Annotated in this window: 19 protein-coding genes; 11 read left to right on the forward strand and 8 right to left on the reverse strand. The window is 72.2% G+C overall.

The window, feature by feature from the left end; translation table 11 throughout:
• Positions 1–20 precede the first annotated feature (20 nt).
• A complete protein-coding gene (locus JT362_RS14905) occupies positions 21–932 on the forward strand; it encodes a FecCD family ABC transporter permease (RefSeq protein WP_375546508.1) in 912 nt (303 codons plus the stop codon).
• Entirely contained in the window at positions 932–1,966 is a 1,035-nt protein-coding gene (locus tag JT362_RS14910) for a FecCD family ABC transporter permease (protein WP_260191793.1), read from the forward strand. Before JT362_RS14905 ends, JT362_RS14910 begins: the two co-directional genes overlap by 1 nt.
• Here the strand turns inward: JT362_RS14910 and JT362_RS14915 are convergent.
• The 7 genes from JT362_RS14915 to JT362_RS14945 form a co-directional block, all read right to left on the reverse strand.
• A complete protein-coding gene (locus tag JT362_RS14915; RefSeq protein WP_260191794.1) occupies positions 1,923–2,837 on the reverse strand; it encodes a Ppx/GppA phosphatase family protein in 915 nt (304 codons plus the stop codon). The genes JT362_RS14910 and JT362_RS14915 overlap by 44 nt on opposite strands.
• A gap of 69 nt (positions 2,838–2,906) precedes the next feature.
• On the reverse strand, positions 2,907–4,211 hold the full coding sequence (locus JT362_RS14920) for an SGNH/GDSL hydrolase family protein (RefSeq protein WP_260191795.1): 1,305 nt from the start codon (positions 4,209–4,211) through the stop codon (positions 2,907–2,909).
• Positions 4,212–4,350: 139 nt separating this feature from the next.
• Entirely contained in the window at positions 4,351–4,506 is a 156-nt protein-coding gene (locus JT362_RS14925) for a hypothetical protein (RefSeq protein ID WP_260191796.1), read from the reverse strand.
• 217 nt (positions 4,507–4,723) lie between these two features.
• Positions 4,724–5,092, reverse strand: coding sequence for a fluoride efflux transporter CrcB (gene crcB, locus JT362_RS14930; protein WP_260191797.1), 369 nt, complete (start codon positions 5,090–5,092; stop codon positions 4,724–4,726).
• A gap of 76 nt (positions 5,093–5,168) precedes the next feature.
• A complete protein-coding gene (locus tag JT362_RS14935) occupies positions 5,169–5,582 on the reverse strand; it encodes a fluoride efflux transporter FluC (protein ID WP_260191798.1) in 414 nt (137 codons plus the stop codon).
• A 180-nt stretch (positions 5,583–5,762) separates the two neighbouring features.
• Positions 5,763–6,065 (reverse strand): hypothetical protein, encoded by a 303-nt coding sequence (locus JT362_RS14940; protein WP_260191799.1) that lies wholly within the window; start codon positions 6,063–6,065, stop codon positions 5,763–5,765.
• Between the two features lie 17 nt (positions 6,066–6,082).
• Positions 6,083–7,093, reverse strand: coding sequence for a hypothetical protein (locus tag JT362_RS14945; protein ID WP_260191800.1), 1,011 nt, complete (start codon positions 7,091–7,093; stop codon positions 6,083–6,085).
• A 375-nt stretch (positions 7,094–7,468) separates the two neighbouring features.
• Here JT362_RS14945 and JT362_RS14950 point away from each other — a divergent pair, with 375 nt between their 5' ends.
• Both JT362_RS14950 and JT362_RS14955 read left to right on the forward strand, forming a co-directional pair.
• A complete protein-coding gene (locus JT362_RS14950; RefSeq protein WP_260191801.1) occupies positions 7,469–9,925 on the forward strand; it encodes a molybdopterin oxidoreductase family protein in 2,457 nt (818 codons plus the stop codon).
• Positions 9,922–10,404 carry a hypothetical protein gene (locus JT362_RS14955; RefSeq protein WP_260191802.1) on the forward strand — a complete coding sequence of 161 codons (483 nt, stop codon included), beginning with the start codon at positions 9,922–9,924 and terminating at the stop codon, positions 10,402–10,404. The genes JT362_RS14950 and JT362_RS14955 overlap by 4 nt, the downstream gene beginning before the upstream one ends.
• Here JT362_RS14955 and JT362_RS14960 read toward each other — a convergent pair.
• The gene (locus JT362_RS14960; RefSeq protein ID WP_260191803.1) at positions 10,401–11,243 is read right to left on the reverse strand and encodes an SAM-dependent methyltransferase; all 843 of its coding nucleotides are present in this window, start codon (positions 11,241–11,243) and stop codon (positions 10,401–10,403) included. The two genes, JT362_RS14955 and JT362_RS14960, sit on opposite strands and share 4 nt — an antisense overlap.
• 110 nt (positions 11,244–11,353) lie before the next feature.
• Between JT362_RS14960 and JT362_RS14965 the strand changes: the two genes are divergently transcribed.
• The 7 genes from JT362_RS14965 to JT362_RS14995 all read left to right on the forward strand — a co-directional run bounded on the left by JT362_RS14965 (position 11,354) and on the right by JT362_RS14995 (position 18,464).
• Positions 11,354–12,118, forward strand: coding sequence for a TerC family protein (locus tag JT362_RS14965; protein ID WP_260191804.1), 765 nt, complete (start codon positions 11,354–11,356; stop codon positions 12,116–12,118).
• 75 nt (positions 12,119–12,193) lie between these two features.
• Positions 12,194–13,447 (forward strand): extracellular solute-binding protein, encoded by a 1,254-nt coding sequence (locus tag JT362_RS14970; protein ID WP_260191805.1) that lies wholly within the window; start codon positions 12,194–12,196, stop codon positions 13,445–13,447.
• 35 nt (positions 13,448–13,482) lie between these two features.
• A complete protein-coding gene (locus tag JT362_RS14975; protein WP_260191806.1) occupies positions 13,483–14,202 on the forward strand; it encodes a response regulator in 720 nt (239 codons plus the stop codon).
• Complete coding sequence (locus tag JT362_RS14980; protein WP_260191807.1) at positions 14,189–15,589, forward strand: HAMP domain-containing sensor histidine kinase; 1,401 nt, start codon at positions 14,189–14,191, stop codon at positions 15,587–15,589. The genes JT362_RS14975 and JT362_RS14980 overlap by 14 nt, the downstream gene beginning before the upstream one ends.
• 71 nt (positions 15,590–15,660) lie before the next feature.
• Positions 15,661–16,053 (forward strand): SPW repeat domain-containing protein, encoded by a 393-nt coding sequence (locus JT362_RS14985; protein WP_260191808.1) that lies wholly within the window; start codon positions 15,661–15,663, stop codon positions 16,051–16,053.
• A gap of 13 nt (positions 16,054–16,066) precedes the next feature.
• Positions 16,067–16,654: a copper chaperone PCu(A)C gene (locus JT362_RS14990; protein ID WP_260191809.1), complete on the forward strand. Its 588-nt coding sequence runs from the start codon at positions 16,067–16,069 to the stop codon at positions 16,652–16,654.
• A 157-nt stretch (positions 16,655–16,811) separates the two neighbouring features.
• Entirely contained in the window at positions 16,812–18,464 is a 1,653-nt protein-coding gene (locus JT362_RS14995; protein ID WP_260191810.1) for an APC family permease, read from the forward strand.
• Positions 18,465–18,479 lie beyond the last annotated feature (15 nt).

The raw sequence follows: 18,479 nt of genomic DNA on the forward strand, positions 1-18,479 counted from the left end.
CCGTGGTGGCGGTGCTCAGCATGGCGGTCGGCGCGCAGGCGCTGTCCCCGGCACGGGTGTGGGAGGCACTCGTGTCGGGCGGGGGCGCGCCCGCGGACCTGATCGTGCACGAGGTGCGGGTGCCCAGGATGGTGCTGGCGCTCGCGGTCGGCGCGGCGCTCGCGGTCGGCGGCGCGCTGGTGCAGACGATGACCCGCAACCCGCTGGCCGAGCCTGGGCTGCTCGGGGTGACCGCGGGCGCGGGGTTCGCGGTCACCGTGGGCAGTGCGCTCGGGGTGGCGGGGTCGCAGTACGCGCGGCTGACGCTCGCGGTCGTCGGCGCGGTCGGCGCGGCGCTGGTGGTGTTCGCCGTCGGGCGGGCGGCGCCGCTGCGGCTGCTGCTCGCGGGGGTGGCGCTCAGCGCGGTGCTGGCCGGGATCTCGCTGGGGCTGCGGCTGATGCTGCCGGACACGCTGGACCGGTACCGGTTCTGGACGGTCGGGTCGCTGGCCGGCCGCGAGCAGCTGGCGCTGACCGTGCCGCTGCTGGTGATCGCGGCCGCGCTGATCGGCGCGGTGGCGGCGGCCCGGCCGTTGTCGGCGCTGGTGCTCGGCGACGACGTCGCCCGCGAGCTGGGCACGAACGTGGCGCGGACCAGGGTCGCGGTGGTGGCGCTGGTGACGGTGCTGGCCGGGGCGGCGACGGCGGTGGCCGGGCCGATCGCGTTCGTCGGGCTGATCGTGCCGCACCTGGCGCGCCGGCTGGCCGGTGGCTCGATCCCGTGGCTGGTGGCGTTCACGATGGTGCTCGGGCCGGTGCTGATGCTGGTGTCGGACGTGGGGTCGCGGGTGCTGCTGCCGACGGGTGAGGTGCCGGTCGCGGTCGTGACCTCGGTGCTCGGCGGGCCGGTGCTGATCTGGGTGGTCCGGCGGTACGGGGCGGCCGCGCTGTGATGATCGTGGTGCGTGCTGGTCCGGTGTCGGCCCGGTTCTCCCGGCGGGCGCTGGTGGTGGCGGTCGTGCTGGTGGCCGCCGGGCTGGCGCTGGGGTTCGCCGGACTCGCGCGGGGCACCGAGTGGTCGCCGCCGGGCGAGGTGCTCGCGGCGCTGGCCGGGCGCGGCGAGGAGGCGTTCGTGATCCTCCAGTGGCGGCTGCCCAGGGTGTGCGCGGCGGCGGTGTTCGGCGCCGGGCTGGGGCTGGCCGGGGCGGTGTTCCAGAACCTGACCCGCAACCCGCTGGGCAGCCCGGACGTCATCGGGCTCGACGCCGGGGCCTACACCGGGGCGCTGATCGTGCTGACCGCCGTCGGCGGGACCGCGTTCTCGCTGACCGGGGCGGCGATGCTGGGCGGACTGCTCACCGCGGCCGTGGTCTACGCGCTGTCGCTGCGGTCCGGGCTGGACCGGCGGCTGCTGATCGTGGTCGGGATCGCGGTGAACGCGGTGCTGACGGCGGTCAACTCGTGGATCGTGCTGCGGGTCGACCTGGAGGTCGCGCTGGCCGCGAGCGGGTGGAGCACTGGCTCGCTGAACGGGCTGGACTGGTCGGACGTGGGGGTGCCGTTCCTCGTCGTCGGCGTGCTCGCGGCGCTGCTCGCGGCGCTGTCGCGGGCGATGCACCAGGCCGGGCTCGGCGACGAGCTGGCGGTCGCGAGCGGGGTGGCGGTGGGCAGGCTGCGGCTGTTGACCGTGTTCGCCGGCGTCGGCTGCACCGCGACGGTGACGGCGGTGACCGGGCCGATCGTGTTCGTCGCGCTGGCCGCGCCGCACATCGGGCGGCGGCTCGCCGGGGCGGCCGGGGTGCCGCTGCTGCCGGCCGCGCTGACCGGCGCGGTGCTCCTGCTGGCCGCGGACCTGACCGCACAGCTGCTGCTCGCCCCGGTCGCGCTGCCGGTGGGCGTGGTCACCACCGCGATCGGCGGCGGCTACCTGCTGTGGCTGCTGTTCACGGAGCTACGTCGCGGTCCCGCAGCTGGCACAGCAGGGTGAGCAGCAGGCCCTCCTTGGTCGACCACGGGCTGATGTCGATGACGTCGTGGCCGGTGGCGCGCATCAGGGCGTCGGCGACCACGGCGCCGGCCAGCGACTGCCGCGCGCGGTGGCGGGAGATGCCGCGCAGCTCGGCGCGGCGGTCCGGCGGCAGCTCGGCCAGGCGCGGGATCCAGGTCTCCAGGTCAGCGCGGCACAGCCGGCGGCTCCCGGCGAGCTTCGCCAGCTGCCGGAACACCTTCGAGCAGCCGACCGCGTGGCCGAGCCGGAACTCGGCGAGCACGTCGTCGGGGAGCGCGTTGTCGATCCGGCGCAGCAGGTGGTCGCGCAACGCCGGAATCTGGTCCCGGCTGTCCAGCCCGGCGCGGTTGAGCGTCCGCGCGCCGATCGGCAGCGAGCGGGTGAACCCCGGTCGCGCGGTGCGCCCGACCGCCAGCTCGACGGTGCCGCCACCGACGTCGAGCACCGCGAGCGGCCCGTCCGGCTGGAACCACCGCCACGCGGCGACGTAGGACAGCTGGGCCTCCCGCTCGCCGGACAGCAGCCGCAGCCGCAGCCCGGTCCGCTCGGCGACGGTGGCGACGACCTGGCCGACGTTGGCCGAGTCCCGCACGCACGAGGTCGCGTAGGGCACGAACAGCGTGGGCCGCGCGTCGCCGAGCCGTTCGGTGGTCTCAGCCACGGCGTCGGCGATCCGCTCGATGCCGGCCCGCTCGATGCGCCCGGAGGGGTCCATCGCGTCGTCGAGCCGGAGCCGGACCTTGTGCGAGAGCACGGGCCTGCGCAGCCCGCGTTCCTGCTCGACGACGACCAGGTGCGCGCTGAAACACCCGACATCCAGCACGGCGGCTCTCGCGGACTCCTTCGACATGATCTCCCAGGATGCCCTGTTTCACGCCCGGCAAACGAATTCCCGCTCAAGCCCTGGTCGGTGGGGTGGTCAGCGGAACAGGTGGGCGGGGACCGCGTCGGCCAGCATCCGGTAGCCGGTGGGGTTGAGGTGCAGGTGGTCGCCGTCGTCGGCGGCCGGGAGCAGGCGGGTCGGGTCGGCCGGGTCGCGAACCGCGGCGTCGAAGTCGACGACCGCGTCGAAGCGGCCGCTGTGCCGGATCCAGTGGTTCACCGCCTGGCGGGCGGTCTCCCCGTGGCCGCCCGGGTCGTCGTAGGCGGTGTTGCCGCCGAACGGCAGGAGGGTGGCGCCGTAGACCCGGATCCCCTTGGCGTGCGCGCGGACCACGATCTGGTCGAAGGCGGCGATGAGGTCGTCGGCGACCTGTTTCCGCGCCGCCTCGGTCGGCTCGGCGGTGCCGATGTCGTTGACGCCCTCGAAGACGAGCAGCCAGCGGACGCCGCTCTGCGCGAGGACGTCCCGGTCGAGCCGGGCGAGCGCGTTGGGCCCGAGCCCGTCCCGCAGCACCCGGTTGCCGCCAGCGGCCTGGTTCAGCACGGCGACGTGGTCGGTGCGGTGGTGGCCCTGGAGCCGGTCGAAGAGCTGGTCGGGCCAGCGGTCGTTGCCGTTCGTGGTGGAGCCGCGGCCGTCGGTCAGCGAGTCGCCGAGCATCACCACGCCCGCCGTGCGCCGGTCGGCCAGAACCTCGACCCCGCTGAGGAAGTACCAGTGATCGGTCGGCGTGGCGCCCGGAAGTTCGGCGTCGTCGACGCGGTTCCCGGTGATCAGGTGCGAGGTGGTGCGCGAGCCGGGGTGCGAGGTGACGTCGAGCGAGTCCTGCCCGTCGGCGAGGTAGGTGGTGACGGTGAGGTTGGTGCCCGGCCGGAGCCGGAAGCCGAGCGGATCGGACACCACCTGCGCGCCGACCGGGACGACGAAGGACCGTTTCCCGCTGAAGGTGACCGTCCGCGAGGTGCCCGGCTCGATCGCGCTGACGCCTGCGCGCCCGGCCGCCGGCAACGCCACGGAGACGGCGGTGATCGGCAGCTCCGCGCCGCCGAAGGCGTTGGAGAAGCGCAACCGCATCCGGTCCCCGCCGACCGTGACCCGGACGGTCTGCCGCAGCGTACTGTCGTCCAACACCCCGTCCGTGCCCGTGAACGGCGCCGGCGGCATGTTGTGCGGCTCGGTGAGCTGCGGCATCGAGACCCAGGTGTTGACCCAGTGTTCGCCGCCTCCCCGGTACCCCGGCCGGTGCCCGTCCCGTTGGCTCCCGAGCAGGAACAGCCCGGCGACCAACGCGACGGTCAACGCCACGATGCCGGCCACGTTGAGGATCGACGTTCTTCTGCCCATACCCACCACCCTGTGAGTCTCCGATAGTTTCGGAGATATGGCTCGCGACTTTCACAAGTTAGAGCCAGGTATGGGACTGGGTCAAGAAAGGATATGTCCGAAGCCTCGGTGCGTACTTTCCGAAAATTTCCGAACCCGCTCAGTGCACACGGGCGCCCGTGGTGGCGGTGAAGCGGAACTCGATGGTGACCGGGAGATCGGCGAGGTCGAGGGCCTGGCGGAGGCGGGGCAGGCCGTGCTCGTCGGGGTGGGTGCGGAGGTCGGCGAGGTCGGCGTCCTGTTCCACGGCGATCACCAGGGCCAGGGCAGGGTCGTCCTGGTCGCCGGTGAGGTGGCGTGGGCGTTGTGGAACACCGGGGTAGGTCCGGAGTTCGGCGGTGAACGGTGCGGCCGTGGTCGGGGTTCGTCTCCAGGCGCCACGTCCGGGTCTTCGGGCGGCGGGCCAGCTGGGCGAACAGCCAGCGCAACGCCAACAACCCCACGACGACGGCGTTGCCTTCCCGACCGGGGTTTCAGCCCACCAGCGCCCGCGCGGCCGCGAACCCGAGCGCCGCCGCACCGAGCCCGGCGACGACGCTGAGCACGACGTAGCCGACCGCGTGCCGCCGGGCGCCCCGCTCGACCAGCCGCACGGTCTCGTAGCCGAACGTGCTGTAGGTGGTCAGCGCCCCGCAGAAGCCGGTGCCGACCAACGCGCACACCGGTCCGGGGAGCACGCTGCCCGCACCGGCGAGCGCGCCGAGCACCAGACTGCCCACGACGTTCACCGCGAACGTGCCCCACGGCACGAGACCGCGATGACGCGCCTGAACCGCCCGATCGACCAGATACCGCAGCGGCGCCCCCACCGCGGCCCCGAGGACGACGAGCAGCGCGGTCACGACAGCCGCCCCACCGCCGCGCGGGTCACCCGGATCCCGCCGCCCACCGCGGCGCGACCGACCACCAGCGACGCGGTCACAACCGCACCCCCGTCACCGCGCGGGTCACCCGGATCCCGGCGACCACCGCGAGCAGCGCCGCGACCAGCGTGCCGGCCAGGTAGCCGAACGCGAGGGCGGCCGCACCCGTACGGAACAGGGCGTCGACCTCCGCGGCATAGGTGGAGAACGTCGTGAAGCCGCCGAGGACGCCGGTGCCGAGGAACGGGCGAACCAGCCGGTGCGGCGTCCGGACCTCGGTGACCAGGACCATCAGCACGCCGATGAGCAGGCAGCCGAGTACGTTGACGGCGAACGTGGCCCAGGGGAACCCGCCAGGCAGCAGCACGGCCAGCCCGTACCTGGCCAGCGCGCCGAGCCCACCCCCGACCGCGACCACACCGATTACCGGGACGCGGACGCCGACATCCGGGTCGATCGGGTCCGGCACGGGCACACTCCTACTCTCCACGTCGGAAAGTAGGGACCGTTGGCGGCGTCGCCGCGGTTGTCCGGTCTGGCCGGAGCGGCGAGCCCCACCGCCGCTGTCGCCGACGATAGCAGGCACCGTCCGGCGGCTTCGTACACTGAGGCCCGTGACCGGCCGGCGATCCGCGGATGACCGACCCGGTTACTCCGGGTGGACACCGTGGTGGCCGAGCGGGACGTGCTGGTGGTGGCCAGGACGCCGGTCGCCCTGAACCGGCTCCTCGACGTGCTCCCCGCGCTCTCCGGCGACCCCCGCGTCCGGCTCGTGTTCACCGTCGACCCCGGCTCGCGGTTCTCCGCCGGCCTGCCCGACCGGCTCGCCGGCGCGGGGGCCCGCCTGCTCGGCTGGGACGAGGCGTTCCGCCACCGCTTCGACCTGGCCATCGCCGCCAGCGACAACGGTGACCTGCACCGGCTGCGGGCACCGCTCGTACTCCTCCCGCACGGCGTCGGCTACCAGCGTTACGCCCCGCGCGAGCCGGGGGCGATCTCCGGGCTGCGGCGTTCGACCCTCGTGCACGGCGACCGCGTCGTGCCGAGCACGCTGGTGCTCGCCCATCCCGGCCAGCTCGACACCGTGCGCGCCGTCGAACCCCGGCTCGTGCCCCGCGCGGCCGTCGCCGGCGACCCCTGCCTGGACAGCGCGAACAGCGCCTCGAACAGCCGGCACACCTCCGCGCGCCAGCCCGCGCCGGCCGCCGCGCGCAGCACCGCCAGCAGGTTGGCGTGCTCGCGGTCCAGCCAGTCCAGCCCGGCCGCCGCCGGCACCGCGTCACCGACGGCGAGCCCGTCCGGGTCCGCGACCCACAGCCGTCCGGGGTCGATCGCCACGTCGGCGGTCATCGCGCCGAACAGCCACCAGCGGACCGCGCGGCGCAGCAGCGACCCGCGCCGGTCGTCCTCGGCGTCCTCCTCGGCCGCGCGGTGGGCCGCGTGCCGGCGCACCATCCGGTGCAGCCGGTAGGTGTCCTCGCCGTCCTCCTCGACCAGACCCGCCTGGCACAGCTCGTCCAGCTCGTCCCGCACCGCGCCGACCGGCCGCCCGGTCATCGCCGCCAGCACCTCCGGTCCGAAGTGGACGAAGTGCACGCCGCCGAGCACGCCGAGCGCCCGGTACAGCCCGCGCAGCGGCTCGGCCAGATCCGCGTGCACCACGTCGAACATGGCGAACAGTCGCGCGTCGACCTGGCTCGCCCCGGCCGCGGCGTCCCGCAGCTCCTCGACCAGCCGTCGAATCGTCCACTTCGGATGGGAGGCGAGCCGTGCACCGGCCACCCGGATCGCGAGCGGCAGCCCCTCGTAGGCGTCCACCAGTTCGGCCGCCGCGGCGGGGTCGGCGTCCACCCGGGCGGCACCGCAGATCCCGGCGAGCAGCCGCACCCCGTCGGCCGTGGGCAGCGGGCGCAGCGCGACGTCGACCGCGCCGTCCACGTACAGCTCCTCCAGCGCGCGGTTCCCCGCGACCAGCACCATTCTCGCCGGCGAGTTCGGCAGCAGGGCGGTGACCTGCGCGCACCGCCACCACCGCCGGCCTGAAGGTCCGCCCCGCCCACCCGTCGGCGAGTCCGCGCAGCAACGTGATCTGCTCCTCCCGGTCGGTGAAGACCCCGGGCGGGGGCGGCACCTGCGAAGGCACCACCGACGGCGGCTCGGGCGCGGCGAAGGTGACCGACCCGATCCATTGCGCCTGCACCACGTTGCCGGGCGACCCGGACGAGTCATTGCGCAACATTGCCCCATCCAGGGAACCATCGTTCACAAAGGAATTGTGGTCAGCCTCGCACAGTTTGACGATCACTCGATCGGGTAGTCGATCCGCACCCGCACGCGCCGAGCCGAGGAGGTCAGATGGTCGACAGGGACGGCATCGCGCAGCCATGGGGCAGCAGAACACCGTACGGTCCCGGCGAGCCGTGGCCGGTCCGGATCGACTCGCACCTGGCCGACGGGGTCGACGCGGCGGACGTCGACCGGTGGGTACCCACCGCGGCGGTGCTGCACTCCAACGGCGACGGCATGGAGCTGGCGGTCAAGGACGGCCGGATCGTCGGCGTGCGGGGCCGCGCCGAGGACCGGGTCAACCACGGGCGGCTCGACCCGAAGGACCTCTACGGCTGGCAGGCCAACGCCTCCCCCGACCGGCTGACCACCCCACTGGTGCGTCGCGACGGGCGGCTCGTGGAGTCCACTTGGGACGAAGCGATGGGGCTGGTCGTCAAGCGCACCAAGGAACTTCTCGAAGAGCAGGGACCGTCCGCGATCGGGTTCCACACCAGCGGGCAGCTGTTCGCCGAGGAGTACTACACCCTCGCCGCGATCGGCCACGGCGCGCTGGGCACCAACCACATGGACGGCAACACCCGGCTGTGCACGGCCACCGCCGCCGCGGCGCTGAAGGAGACCTTCGGCTGCGACGGGCAGCCCGCCTCCTACACCGACATCGACCACGCCGACGCGATCGCGCTGTTCGGGCACAACATGGCCGAGACGCAGGCCGTGTTGTGGAGCCGGATCCTCGACCGGCTCGCCGGTCCGGAGCCGCCGGCGCTGCTGTGCGTCGACCCGCGCCGGACCCCGGTCGCCGAGGCGGCGACCGTGCACCTGGCCCCGCTGCCGGGCACGAACCTGGCGCTGATGAACGGCCTGCTGCACGAGGTCGTCGGCAACGGCTGGATCGACCAGGACTTCCTCGACCGCAACACCGTCGGCTACCAGAAGCTGGCCTCGATGGTCGCCGACTACCCGCCGGAGCGCGTCGCCGAGATCTGCGGCGTCGGCGCGGACGAGATCCAGGCCGCCGCGCGCCTGGTCGGGCAGGCGAAGCGGCTGCTGTGCACGGTGCTGCAGGGCTTCTACCAGTCCCACCAGGCCTCCGCCGCGTCGGTGCAGGTGAACAACCTGGTGCTGGTCCGGGGCATGCTCGGCAAGCCGGGCTGTGGCGTGCTGCAGATGAACGGGCAGCCGACCGCGGAGAACACCCGCGAGTGCGGCGCGGACGGCGACCTCACCGGCTTCCGCAACTGGGCCAACGACTCGCACGTCGCCGAGCTCGCGGAGCTGTGGAACCTCGACCAGATCCAGATCCCGCACTACTCGCCGCCCACCCACCTGATGCAGATGCTGCGGTACCTGGAGAACGGGTCGATGCGGATGTGGTGGGTGTCGGCGACCAACCCGGCGGTCTCGCTGCCCGAGCTGTCCCGGGTCCGCTCGATCCTCACCCAGGACCGGGTGTTCCTGGTGGTCCAGGACTGCTACCTGACCGAGACCGCGGAGCTCGCCGACGTCGTGCTGCCCGCGGCCATGTGGGGTGAGAAGACCGGCACCTTCACCAACACCGACCGCACCGTGCACCTGTCGGAGAAGGCGGTCGACCCGCCCGGCGAGGCCCGCTCGGACCTGGAGATCCTGCTCGACTACGCCCGCCGGATGGACTTCCGCGACAAGGACGGCCAACCGTTCCCCTCCTGGAACGACCCGGAGTCGGCGTTCGAGGCGTGGAAGCGGGCCTCCGCCGGCCGGCCGTGCGACTACACCGGGCTGAGCTACGCCAAGCTCCGGGTGCACAACGGCGTGCAGTGGCCGTGCAACGAGGAGAACCCGGACGGCACCGAGCGGCTCTACACCGACGGGAAGTTCTTCGCCGCCCCGGACTACTGCGAGAACTACGGCCGCGACCTGGTCACCGGCGCGCCGATGGAGCCGACCGAGTACCGGGCGATGAACCCCGACGGCAAGGCGATGCTCAAGGTGGCCGAGTACGTCCCACCGCACGAGCCGACCGGCGAGGACCACCCGTACGCGCTGATCACCGGCCGCACGCTGTACCACTTCCACACCAGGACGAAGACCGGGCGCACGCCGCAGCTGCGGGACGCCGCCCCCGAGGTCTGGGTGGAGATGTCCTCGGCCGACGCCGAGCGGCACGGCATCGCCGAGGGCGACCTGGCCGAGGTCACCAGCCCGCGCGGCTCGGTCCGCGCGCGGGTGCGGATCAGCGGGATCCGCGAGGGTGTCCTGTTCCTGCCGTTCCACTACGGCTACTGGGACACCGACGACCCCACCGGCTCGGCCGGCGGCCGCGCGGCCAACGAGGTCACCGTCACCGACTGGGATCCGGTGTCCAAGCAGCCGCTGTTCAAGACCTCGGCGGCCGCGGTCACCCGGGTCGAGACGGTGGCGGGCGCCGCGCCGGCACCGACCACCACGGCCTCCGCGCCGAACACGGCCGACGGCATCCCACCCACCGAGGGCGGGCCGGCCGCCCGTACCGAGGAGCACGCCACCGCTGGAGGGAACCGATGAAGCTCGACCTCGCGCTGCGCGAGCTGCACCGCTCGGAGAAGTCGCTGGCCCGCGACCTGCTGAAGATGTCCGACCGGCACAAGGTCGAGCACGAGGTCCACCACGTGGCCCGCGACCTCGCCGGCTGGTCCGCCCGGCACCTGCACGAGCTGGCGACGATCGGGCGGGAGTACGGGCTGCGGCTCGACGACGACCCGCCGAGCGACACCGGCCCGCTGCACACCCTGCGCGGCAAGGTCAGCGAGCTGTCCGGCCGGCGCGCCGAGCCGGGCCTGCTGCTGCTCGCCGACCTGCGCCGGCTGCACCGCAAGGCGGCGGGCGTCTCCCTGGACTGGGAGCTGCTCGCGCAGGGCGCCCAGGGCGTCAAGGACGAGAACCTGCTCGAACTGGCCCAGCGCTGTCACCCGCAGACGCTGCGCCAGCTCAAGTGGGCCAACGCCATGCTCAAGACCCTGTCCCCGCAGGTCCTGGCCAGTTAGGGCTTGCGGCCGACGGCCGCCACGATGCACTGGCCGGCGTCGCTGAGCGGGGTCAGCGACGGGCCGTCCGGCCACCACTCGTCGCAGGGCACGAGCCGGCCCGGCTCGGTGGAGCCGTTGGGCGCGACCAGTTCCAGGCCGTCCAGCATGGCCATGATCTCCGGGTGGGTGCGGAACCGGCCGGCGCCGAACGGGCCGTTGACCAGGATGTCCTCGATCTTCTTGGCGACCCGGGTCAGCTCGGGGACCTCGGGGTCGTAGAAGTGGGAGAACACCACGTAGCTGCCGGACGCGATCCGGTCGATGTACTCGCGCATCAGCGCGGCGCCGTCGCCCTCGTAGTGGTGCACGGTGCCGACGTGCAGCAGCACCATCGGCCTGGCGAAGTCGAGGTGAGTGCGGACGACCTCGTCCTCGAACACCTGGTCCGGCTCGTAGATGTCGGCGCCGACCATCCGCACGTAGTCGTTCTCCACCAGCAGCGCGCGGCCGTGCGCGAGCACGACCGGGTCGTTGTCGACGTAGACGACGCGGGCCTCGTCGTTGAACCGCTGCACGATCTGGTGGGTGTTCTCGGCGGTCGGTAAACCGGAGCCGCAGTCGAGGAACTGGTCGATCTCGGTCTGGCGGGACAGGAACCGGCAGGCCCGGCTGAGGAACCCGCGGTTGCCCCTGGCGATGTCGACGGCCTCCGGGACCGCCGCGTTGATCGTCGCCATCACCTGGCGGTCGACCTCGTACATGTCCTTGCCGCCGAGGAACCCGCCGTACACGCGGGCGACACTCGGCCGGTTCGGATCGACTCCGACGGGGACCTGGCTCGGCGATTTCGTTTCCATGTGCCCCTCACACCTCGCGCACGGACGGCTACCGGGACAGCGTACTCACCGCCGCCAGCACCTCCGTGCCCGCGTGGATTGTCCCGATTGCCCCCGGTTACGCTCTCCGCGTGGAATGGGTCACGAGTCCGGAACTGTGGATCGCGTTCGGCACGCTGCTGTTGCTCGAGATCGTGCTCGGCATCGACAACATCGTGTTCATCTCGATCCTGGCCGGGCGGCTGCCCGAGCACCAGCAGCAGCGCGCACGGGTCCTCGGCCTGTCGCTGGCGCTGATCACCCGGCTGCTGCTGCTCGCGTCGCTGTCCTGGGTGATCGGGTTGACCGCGACGCTGTTCACCATGTTCGGGCAGGAGATCTCCGGGCGCGACCTGATCCTGTTGCTCGGCGGGGCGTTCCTGCTGGGCAAGGCCACCTACGAGATCCACGAGCAGCTCGAGGGCGCCGAGCACGGCAAGGACCGCAAGACGGTCTCGTTCGCCGGGGTGATCGCGCAGATCCTGGTGCTGGACATCGTGTTCTCGCTGGACTCGGTGATCACCGCGGTCGGCATGGTGGACGAGCTCGGCATCATGATCGCCGCCGTGGTGGTGGCCATGATCATCATGCTGGTGTCGGCCAAGCCGATCAGCGAGTTCGTCAACCAGCACCCCACGGTGAAGATGCTCGCGCTGTCGTTCCTGCTGCTCATCGGCGGCAGCCTGATCGCGGAGGGCTTCGACCAACACATCCCGAAGGGCTACGTCTACGGCCCGATCGCGTTCTCGGTGTTCGTCGAGCTCCTGAACCTGCGGGCCAAGGCCAAGCGCACCAAGGAGCCGGTGCACCTCCACCCCACCTACGTCAAGAGTGACAACAAGACGAACGGGGATTGACTTCTCAGATTGGTCTATGCCACTTTGTCGCCGGGTCGGGGGACGTTGCCTGTTGGTCAACAGTGAGGTGACCCGGTGTCCCAGCGATTACTCGCCGCCGTCCTGGCACTGGCGCTGGTCGCGCCCGTCGCGGCGTGCGGTTCCGCCGACGAGGCCCAGCCGAGCGAGAAGCGACACCTGACCGTCTGGCTGATGCGGGGCACGGCGACCGACGCGTTCGTCATCGACTTCGAGGCCCAGTTCGAGCGCGCGCACACCGACCTGCGGCTGGACATCCAGATCCAGGAGTGGGACGGCATCACCGACAAGGTCGCCGCCGCGCTGTCCGGCGGCGATCCGCCGGACGTGATCGAGGTCGGCAACACCCAGGTGGCCCAGTACGTGGCCAGTGGCGGCGTCACCGACCTCACCGACCGGGTCGACGACCTCGGCGGCCAGGACTGGCTGCCCGGCCTCGCCGACCCGGGCGCGATCGAGGGCCGCCAGTACGGCATCCCGTTCTACGCCGCCAACCGCGTGGTCATCTACCGCACCGACCTGTTCCAGCAGGCCGGCCTCACTCCACCGTCCACACGGGACGAATGGATCGACGTGACCGAGGAGCTGGACTCCGACGAGGTGCAGGGCATCTACCTGCCCGGCCAGAACTGGTACGTGCTCGCGGGCTTCCTGTGGGACGAGGGCGGCGACCTCGCCGTGCGCGACGGGAACCGGTGGCGCGGCGGGCTGAACACCCCGGAGGGACTCGCCGCCGTCGACTTCTACCAGCGACTCCAGGAGCTCGGCGACGGCCCGGTGGACTCCGACGAGGCCGAGCCACCGCAGGCCGACGTGTTCGCCGAGGGCGACGTCGCGCAGCTCATCGCGGTGCCCGGCGAGGCGAAGCAGATCACCACGACCAACCCCGACCTGACCGACAAGCTCGGCTACTTCCCCATCCCGGGCAAGACCGATGGCACGCCGGGCGCGGTGTTCACCGGCGGCTCCGACCTGATCATCCCGGCCGACTCGCCGGCCCAGGACGGCGCCTACGAGGTGGTCAGGGCGCTGACCAGCGAGCGCTGGCAGGTCCAGCTCGCCACCACGATGAACTACGTGCCCAACCGGATCTCGCTCGCCGGCTCGGTCAACTCCGACCCGGGCGCGGCCGCGATGGCCGAGGGCGCCGCCAACGGCCACGCCACCCCGAACTCGCCGAACTGGACCGCGGTCGAGGCGAACAACCCGATCAAGAAGTTCCTGACCGAGGTGCTCACCGGAACCGACCCGGCCGTCGCCGCCTCGGCGGCGGACACGGTCATCACCGACGCCCTGAACGCGCCCCTGTAGCCGGCGGTTCGGGTTCCGCGCCGTTCTTTGGCAGCATGACGCCCGTGGCAGCGAAGGTGCTCATCGTCGAGGACGACGACCGGATCCGGGCCGCGCTCCGGCTCGCCCTCGAGGACGAGGGATACGAGGTGACCGAGGCGGCCGACGCGGAGACCGCGCTGGGCCGCCTGCACCGGCACGGCGCGCCCGACGTGATGATCGTCGACCTGATGCTGGGCGAGATGGACGGGTTCACCTGCATCCGCCAGGTCCGCCACGAGCACGACCTGCCGATCATCGTGGTCAGCGCCCGCGACGACACCCACGACGTGGTCGCCGCCCTGGAGGCGGGCGCGGACGACTACGTGACCAAGCCGTTCGAGATCAAGGAGATCACCGCGCGGCTGCGGGCGCTGCGCAGGCGGGCCAGGGCCGCGGTGGTCACCGAGCCGCCGCCGGAGGTCGTGCTCGACGCCGACCCGGCGGCCCCGCTGGTGCTCTCGGCCGGCTCCGGCACCGTCCGGCGCGGCGACGCCCAGGTGCACCTGACGCTGACCGAGTTCCGGCTGCTGTGCGAGCTGGCCGGCGAGGCCGGGCTGGTGCTCAGCCGCAGCACCCTGCTGGAGCGCGTGTGGGACCGGGGCTTCTTCGGCGACGAACGCATCGTCGACGTGCACATCAGACGGCTCCGCACCAAGATCGAGAAGGATCCGGCCGACCCGCGCATCGTCGTCACCGTCCGCGGCCTGGGGTACCGCCTAGATGCCCAGCGCTAGGCGCGTCGGGCCGGGGCTGCGCGGGCGGGTGATGCTCACCTTCGCCTTCGGTGCCGCGCTGGTGTCGCTGGCGCTCGCGATCTCGGTGTTCACCGTGTGCCGCGGGTACCTGGTCGACCAGCGGGAGCGGTCCGCCGAGCGGCAGGCCGGCGCGGACGCCGACCTGCTGGGCAGCCGGCTGGACAGCGCCGGGGCCTACCCGGCCAGGGTGCTCGCCACCCTCGACCCGCCGGTGGACAGCGTGCTGCTGCTGAGCTGGCGGGACGAGTGGTTCAGCTCCGAGCCAGCCGTCGGGCCGGACGACCTGCCGGGCGAGCTGACCGACGCCGTCACGGGCGGCACGGACACTGGCGGTACGGACACGGTCTCGGTGACCGTGCGCGGTGACCCGTACTTCGCGGTCGCCGTGCCGCTGCCGGGCGTGACCGGCGAGGACGCCTGGCTGGTGGAGTTGGCCCCGGTGCGGGAGCTGCAGTCGACGCTGCGGGTGCTCGGCGGGGTGCTGGTCTCCTGCGGGGTGCTCGCCACCCTGGCCGCGGCCGCCGTCGGGCTGTGGGCGAGCCGCCGGGTGCTGCGGCCGCTGGACACCCTGGCCGGGACGGCCGCCGAGATCGCGAGTGGCGAGCTGGCCACCCGGCTACCGGAGTCCCACGACCGGGACCTGATCACGCTGGTGGTCTCGTTCAACACGATGGTGGACTCGCTGCAACGCCGGATCGAGCGCGAACGCCGCTTCTTCGCCGACGTCAGCCACGAGCTGCGCAGCCCGCTGACCACGCTGGTCACCAGCGTCGAGGTGATGCGCCGGCACGACGAGGACCTGCCGGAGCGGTCCCGGCTCGCGCTCGGCCTGGTCACCGGCGAGCTCGGCCACCTGCGCCGGCTGCTGGACGACCTGCTGGCGCTGGCCAGGACCGAGGCCGGGATCGCCCAGGACGCCCCGCAGCCGATCGCGCTGCCGGAGCTGCTCACCCACGCGGTCACCGGTTCGGGCCGCGACCCCGGCCTGCTGTCGGTCGCCGGCGACATGAGGAACGGCGTGATCGGTGGCCGGAAGCTGGCCCTGGAACGCGCGTTCGTCAACCTGATGGACAACGCCGACCGGCACGGCGGCGGTCTGACCGGGGTCACCGTGCGCGGCGCGGGCCGGGCCGTCGAGGTGCTGGTCGACGACGCGGGCGCGGGCGTGCCGGCCGAGGACCGGGAGCGGATCTTCGAGCGCTTCGCCACCCGTTCCGGCGCCCGGGGCGCGGCCGGCGGCACCGGTCTCGGGCTCGCCCTGGTCCGGGAGACCGTCGTCCAGCACGGCGGCACCGTCGAGTGCACCGACAGCCCGGCCGGCGGCGCCCGGTTCGTCGTCCGCCTCCCGCTGGCCGACCCGCCCTGACTTCGGTTCGTCACACGATCGCAAAACACCGGGCCGGGCCGTCTCAACGTGCGGGCGGCACGGTGCTGGGTATGACGCCGTCCGACACCCGGCCCGGTCTCCGCGATCGCCTGTACCCCGTGGTGACCGCCGGGCTGCTGATCGCCGGGGTGTGGCTGCTGCTCGCGCCGTTCCTGTGGAACTACGACGCCACCGGCGCTGGTTCGTCGGCACTGTGGAACGACCTCACCATCGGCGTCGCGGTCGTCCTCATCGGACTGACCCGGTTCGTCGGCGCGATCAACCAGGTCTACACCAGCTTCGTCGGGGTACTGCTCGGTGCGTGGACAACCATCGCGCCGTTCGCCCTGCGGTACCGGCTGACCCCCGAGTATCCCACCGCGACACTCAACGACGTGCTCGTCGGCGTCCTCGTGACCGCTCTGGCCCTGATCGGGCTCGCCACCGCGGGCTCGGACCGCTAGGAGGTGAGCCAGCGTGAAGCCCATCCGGGCGACCGCCGCTCTCGTCCTCGTCACCGCCACGACCGGGTGCTTCGCCGGGTCGAACGCGGGCGAGGTGATCGACACCCTCGGCACCAACGCCGAAGCCGGCTCGATCCTGCTGCGCAACGTCCGGGTGGAACGCCCCTCGGACGGCGTCTACCGCGAGGGTGACGACGCCCGCGTGTACCTGACCGTGGTGGTCAACCAGGCCGACCACCCGGACCGGCTGCTCGAGGTCACCACCTCGCACGCCCGGGCCGTGACGCGGCACTGGGACGAGGGCTGCGACGGCACCGCCGAGCGGGTGGACGCGATCCCGCTGCTGCCTGACGGCACCGTTCCATCACCCGTAAGGGCGAATGACGTGGGACGGTTGCCGTACCACCTCGTGCTCAACGACCTCACCACCACCGTCCGGGAGGGCACCACGATCCCCCTCACCTTCACCTTCGCCGGTGGCGGAGCCGCCGGGATACGCACCACGATCGACGTGATGGTGCAGAGCCACCCCCACGAGACGGTCGACGGCCTGCGCGCCTGCGGACCGGAGCCTTCCACCTCGCGGACGGAGGAAACCTGATGGCATCAGCCAGGTCGCGCCCGACGCCGAAGCAACTCGCCCCCCGCCCAACCGCACCTCAGGGGAACGTGACGCAACCCAGCCACAAGTACGTGACCAAACCGAGCGCTTCTATCCACATCGTGACCACAAGGGATGAATCCGGGGAGGCGGAACAGTGACGAGCACGAACGAGGCGCCACGCCAGGTCGACGTGCGCCTGGACACCGGATTGCGTCGGGACGTAACCCGAGGCAGCCTGCTGTTCACCGGAGTCGGGGCGATCATCGGCTCCGGATGGCTGTTCGGGGCGCTGTACGCGGCGCAGATCGCCGGGCCGGCAGCGATCCTGTCCTGGGTGATCGGCGGACTGATGATCATGATCATCGGTCTGGTGTACGCGGAGCTGGGCGTGATGTTCCCGGTGTCCGGCGGCATCATCCGGTTCCCGCACTACTCGTTCGGTTCGTTCGCGAGCTTCAGTTCCGGTTGGACCAGTTGGCTGGCCGCGGCCGCCGTCACCCCGATCGAGGTGCTGGCGACCACCCAGTACGCCGACCCGTACATCCCGTGGCTGATGGATTCCGAGGAGGGCGTGTTCGTGCTCACCGGGCCGGGGCTCGTGGTCGCGATCGTGCTGATGTTCCTCTACAGCCTGGTGAACGTGCTCGGCGTGCGGCTGTTCGCCCGGCTCAACAACGCGCTGGTCTGGTGGAAGCTCGCGGTGATCGCGCTGGTCGTGGTGGCCTTCGTGGTGCTGGCGTTCAACCCGGGCAACCTGACCGCCGAGGGCGGGTTCGCGCCGAGCGGGTTCGGGTCGGTGTTCGCCGCCATCCCCGCGGCCGGGGTCGCGTTCGCCTACCTCGGGTTCCGCAACGGCATCGAGTTCGCCGGCGAGACCGACAACCCGAGGCGCAACGTGCCGTACGCGGTCATCGGCTCGATCGTCATCACCAGCGTCATCTACGTGGCGCTGCAGATCGCGTTCCTCACCGCGCTGCCGCCGGACCTGCTCGAGGACGGCTGGGCCGCGCTCGCCTTCGAGGACGCCGCCGGGCCGCTGGCCGGGTTGTCGCTGGTGCTCGGCGCGGTGTGGCTCGCGGTGCTGCTCCGGGTCGACGCGGTGATCTCGCCGGCCGACACCGGACTGATCTACGCCGGCGTGACCACCCGCCTCGCCTACGCCAACGCCCGCAACGGCAACGCGCCCAAGGCGCTGACCAAGCTGAACAGCCGCGGCATCCCGTGGATCTCGGTCGTGGTGATGTTCGTGGTCGGCTGCTTCTTCTTCCTGCCGTTCCCCGGCTGGCAGCAGTTCATCGGGTTCATCACCTCCGCGTTCGCGGTGTCCTTCGGCGCCGGGCCGCTCGTGGTGGGCGCGATGCGCCGGCAGCTGCCCGACCAGGACCGCCCGTTCCGGGTGCCGGGCGGCGACCTGTTCCCGTTCCTGGCGTTCCTGGCCTCCAGCCTGCTGGTGTTCTGGTCCGGCTGGGCGATCAACGAGAAGATGTTCATCGCGCTGCTCGCCGGCTACGTCCTGTTCGCCGTCTACCACGCGGTGAACAAGGACCGGATGCCGCCGCTGGACTTCCGCGCCGGCTCCTGGTTCCCGATCTGGGTGGTTGGCCTGGCCGTGGTCAGCTACCTCGGCGACATCGACCCGAACGCGCCCGCCGACCCCGGTCTCATCCTGAACGGCGGCGACGGCCCGCTGTCACTACTGTGGGGTTTCCTCGTGCTGGCCGTGTTCAGCGCGCTGGTCTACGGGTACGCGATCGCCAATCGCCTGCCCGCCCGCCGGGCCGCGGAGTACGTCAGCCAGACCGCCTGATGCGTGGCGTCCGAT

Origin of the sequence: Actinophytocola gossypii (assembly GCF_025165815.1) — a bacterium.
Lineage (GTDB): Bacteria > Actinomycetota > Actinomycetes > Mycobacteriales > Pseudonocardiaceae > Actinophytocola > Actinophytocola gossypii.

What these genes read in the sequence shown, in the direction of transcription:
- JT362_RS14985 (WP_260191808.1), top strand. Translation starts at nt 15,661, where the DNA reads ATGACGCCGTCCGACACCCGGCCCGGTCTCCGCGATCGCCTGTACCCC.
- JT362_RS14905 (WP_375546508.1), top strand. Translation starts at nt 21, where the DNA reads ATGGCGGTCGGCGCGCAGGCGCTGTCCCCGGCACGGGTGTGGGAGGCA.
- JT362_RS14910 (WP_260191793.1), top strand. Translation starts at nt 932, where the DNA reads ATGATCGTGGTGCGTGCTGGTCCGGTGTCGGCCCGGTTCTCCCGGCGG.
- JT362_RS14915 (WP_260191794.1), bottom strand. Translation starts at nt 2,837, where the DNA reads ATGTCGAAGGAGTCCGCGAGAGCCGCCGTGCTGGATGTCGGGTGTTTC.
- JT362_RS14960 (WP_260191803.1), bottom strand. Translation starts at nt 11,243, where the DNA reads ATGGAAACGAAATCGCCGAGCCAGGTCCCCGTCGGAGTCGATCCGAAC.
- JT362_RS14920 (WP_260191795.1), bottom strand. Translation starts at nt 4,211, where the DNA reads ATGGGCAGAAGAACGTCGATCCTCAACGTGGCCGGCATCGTGGCGTTG.
- JT362_RS14980 (WP_260191807.1), top strand. Translation starts at nt 14,189, where the DNA reads ATGCCCAGCGCTAGGCGCGTCGGGCCGGGGCTGCGCGGGCGGGTGATG.
- JT362_RS14945 (WP_260191800.1), bottom strand. Translation starts at nt 7,093, where the DNA reads ATGGTGCTGGTCGCGGGGAACCGCGCGCTGGAGGAGCTGTACGTGGAC.
- JT362_RS14955 (WP_260191802.1), top strand. Translation starts at nt 9,922, where the DNA reads ATGAAGCTCGACCTCGCGCTGCGCGAGCTGCACCGCTCGGAGAAGTCG.
- JT362_RS14950 (WP_260191801.1), top strand. Translation starts at nt 7,469, where the DNA reads ATGGTCGACAGGGACGGCATCGCGCAGCCATGGGGCAGCAGAACACCG.
- JT362_RS14975 (WP_260191806.1), top strand. Translation starts at nt 13,483, where the DNA reads ATGACGCCCGTGGCAGCGAAGGTGCTCATCGTCGAGGACGACGACCGG.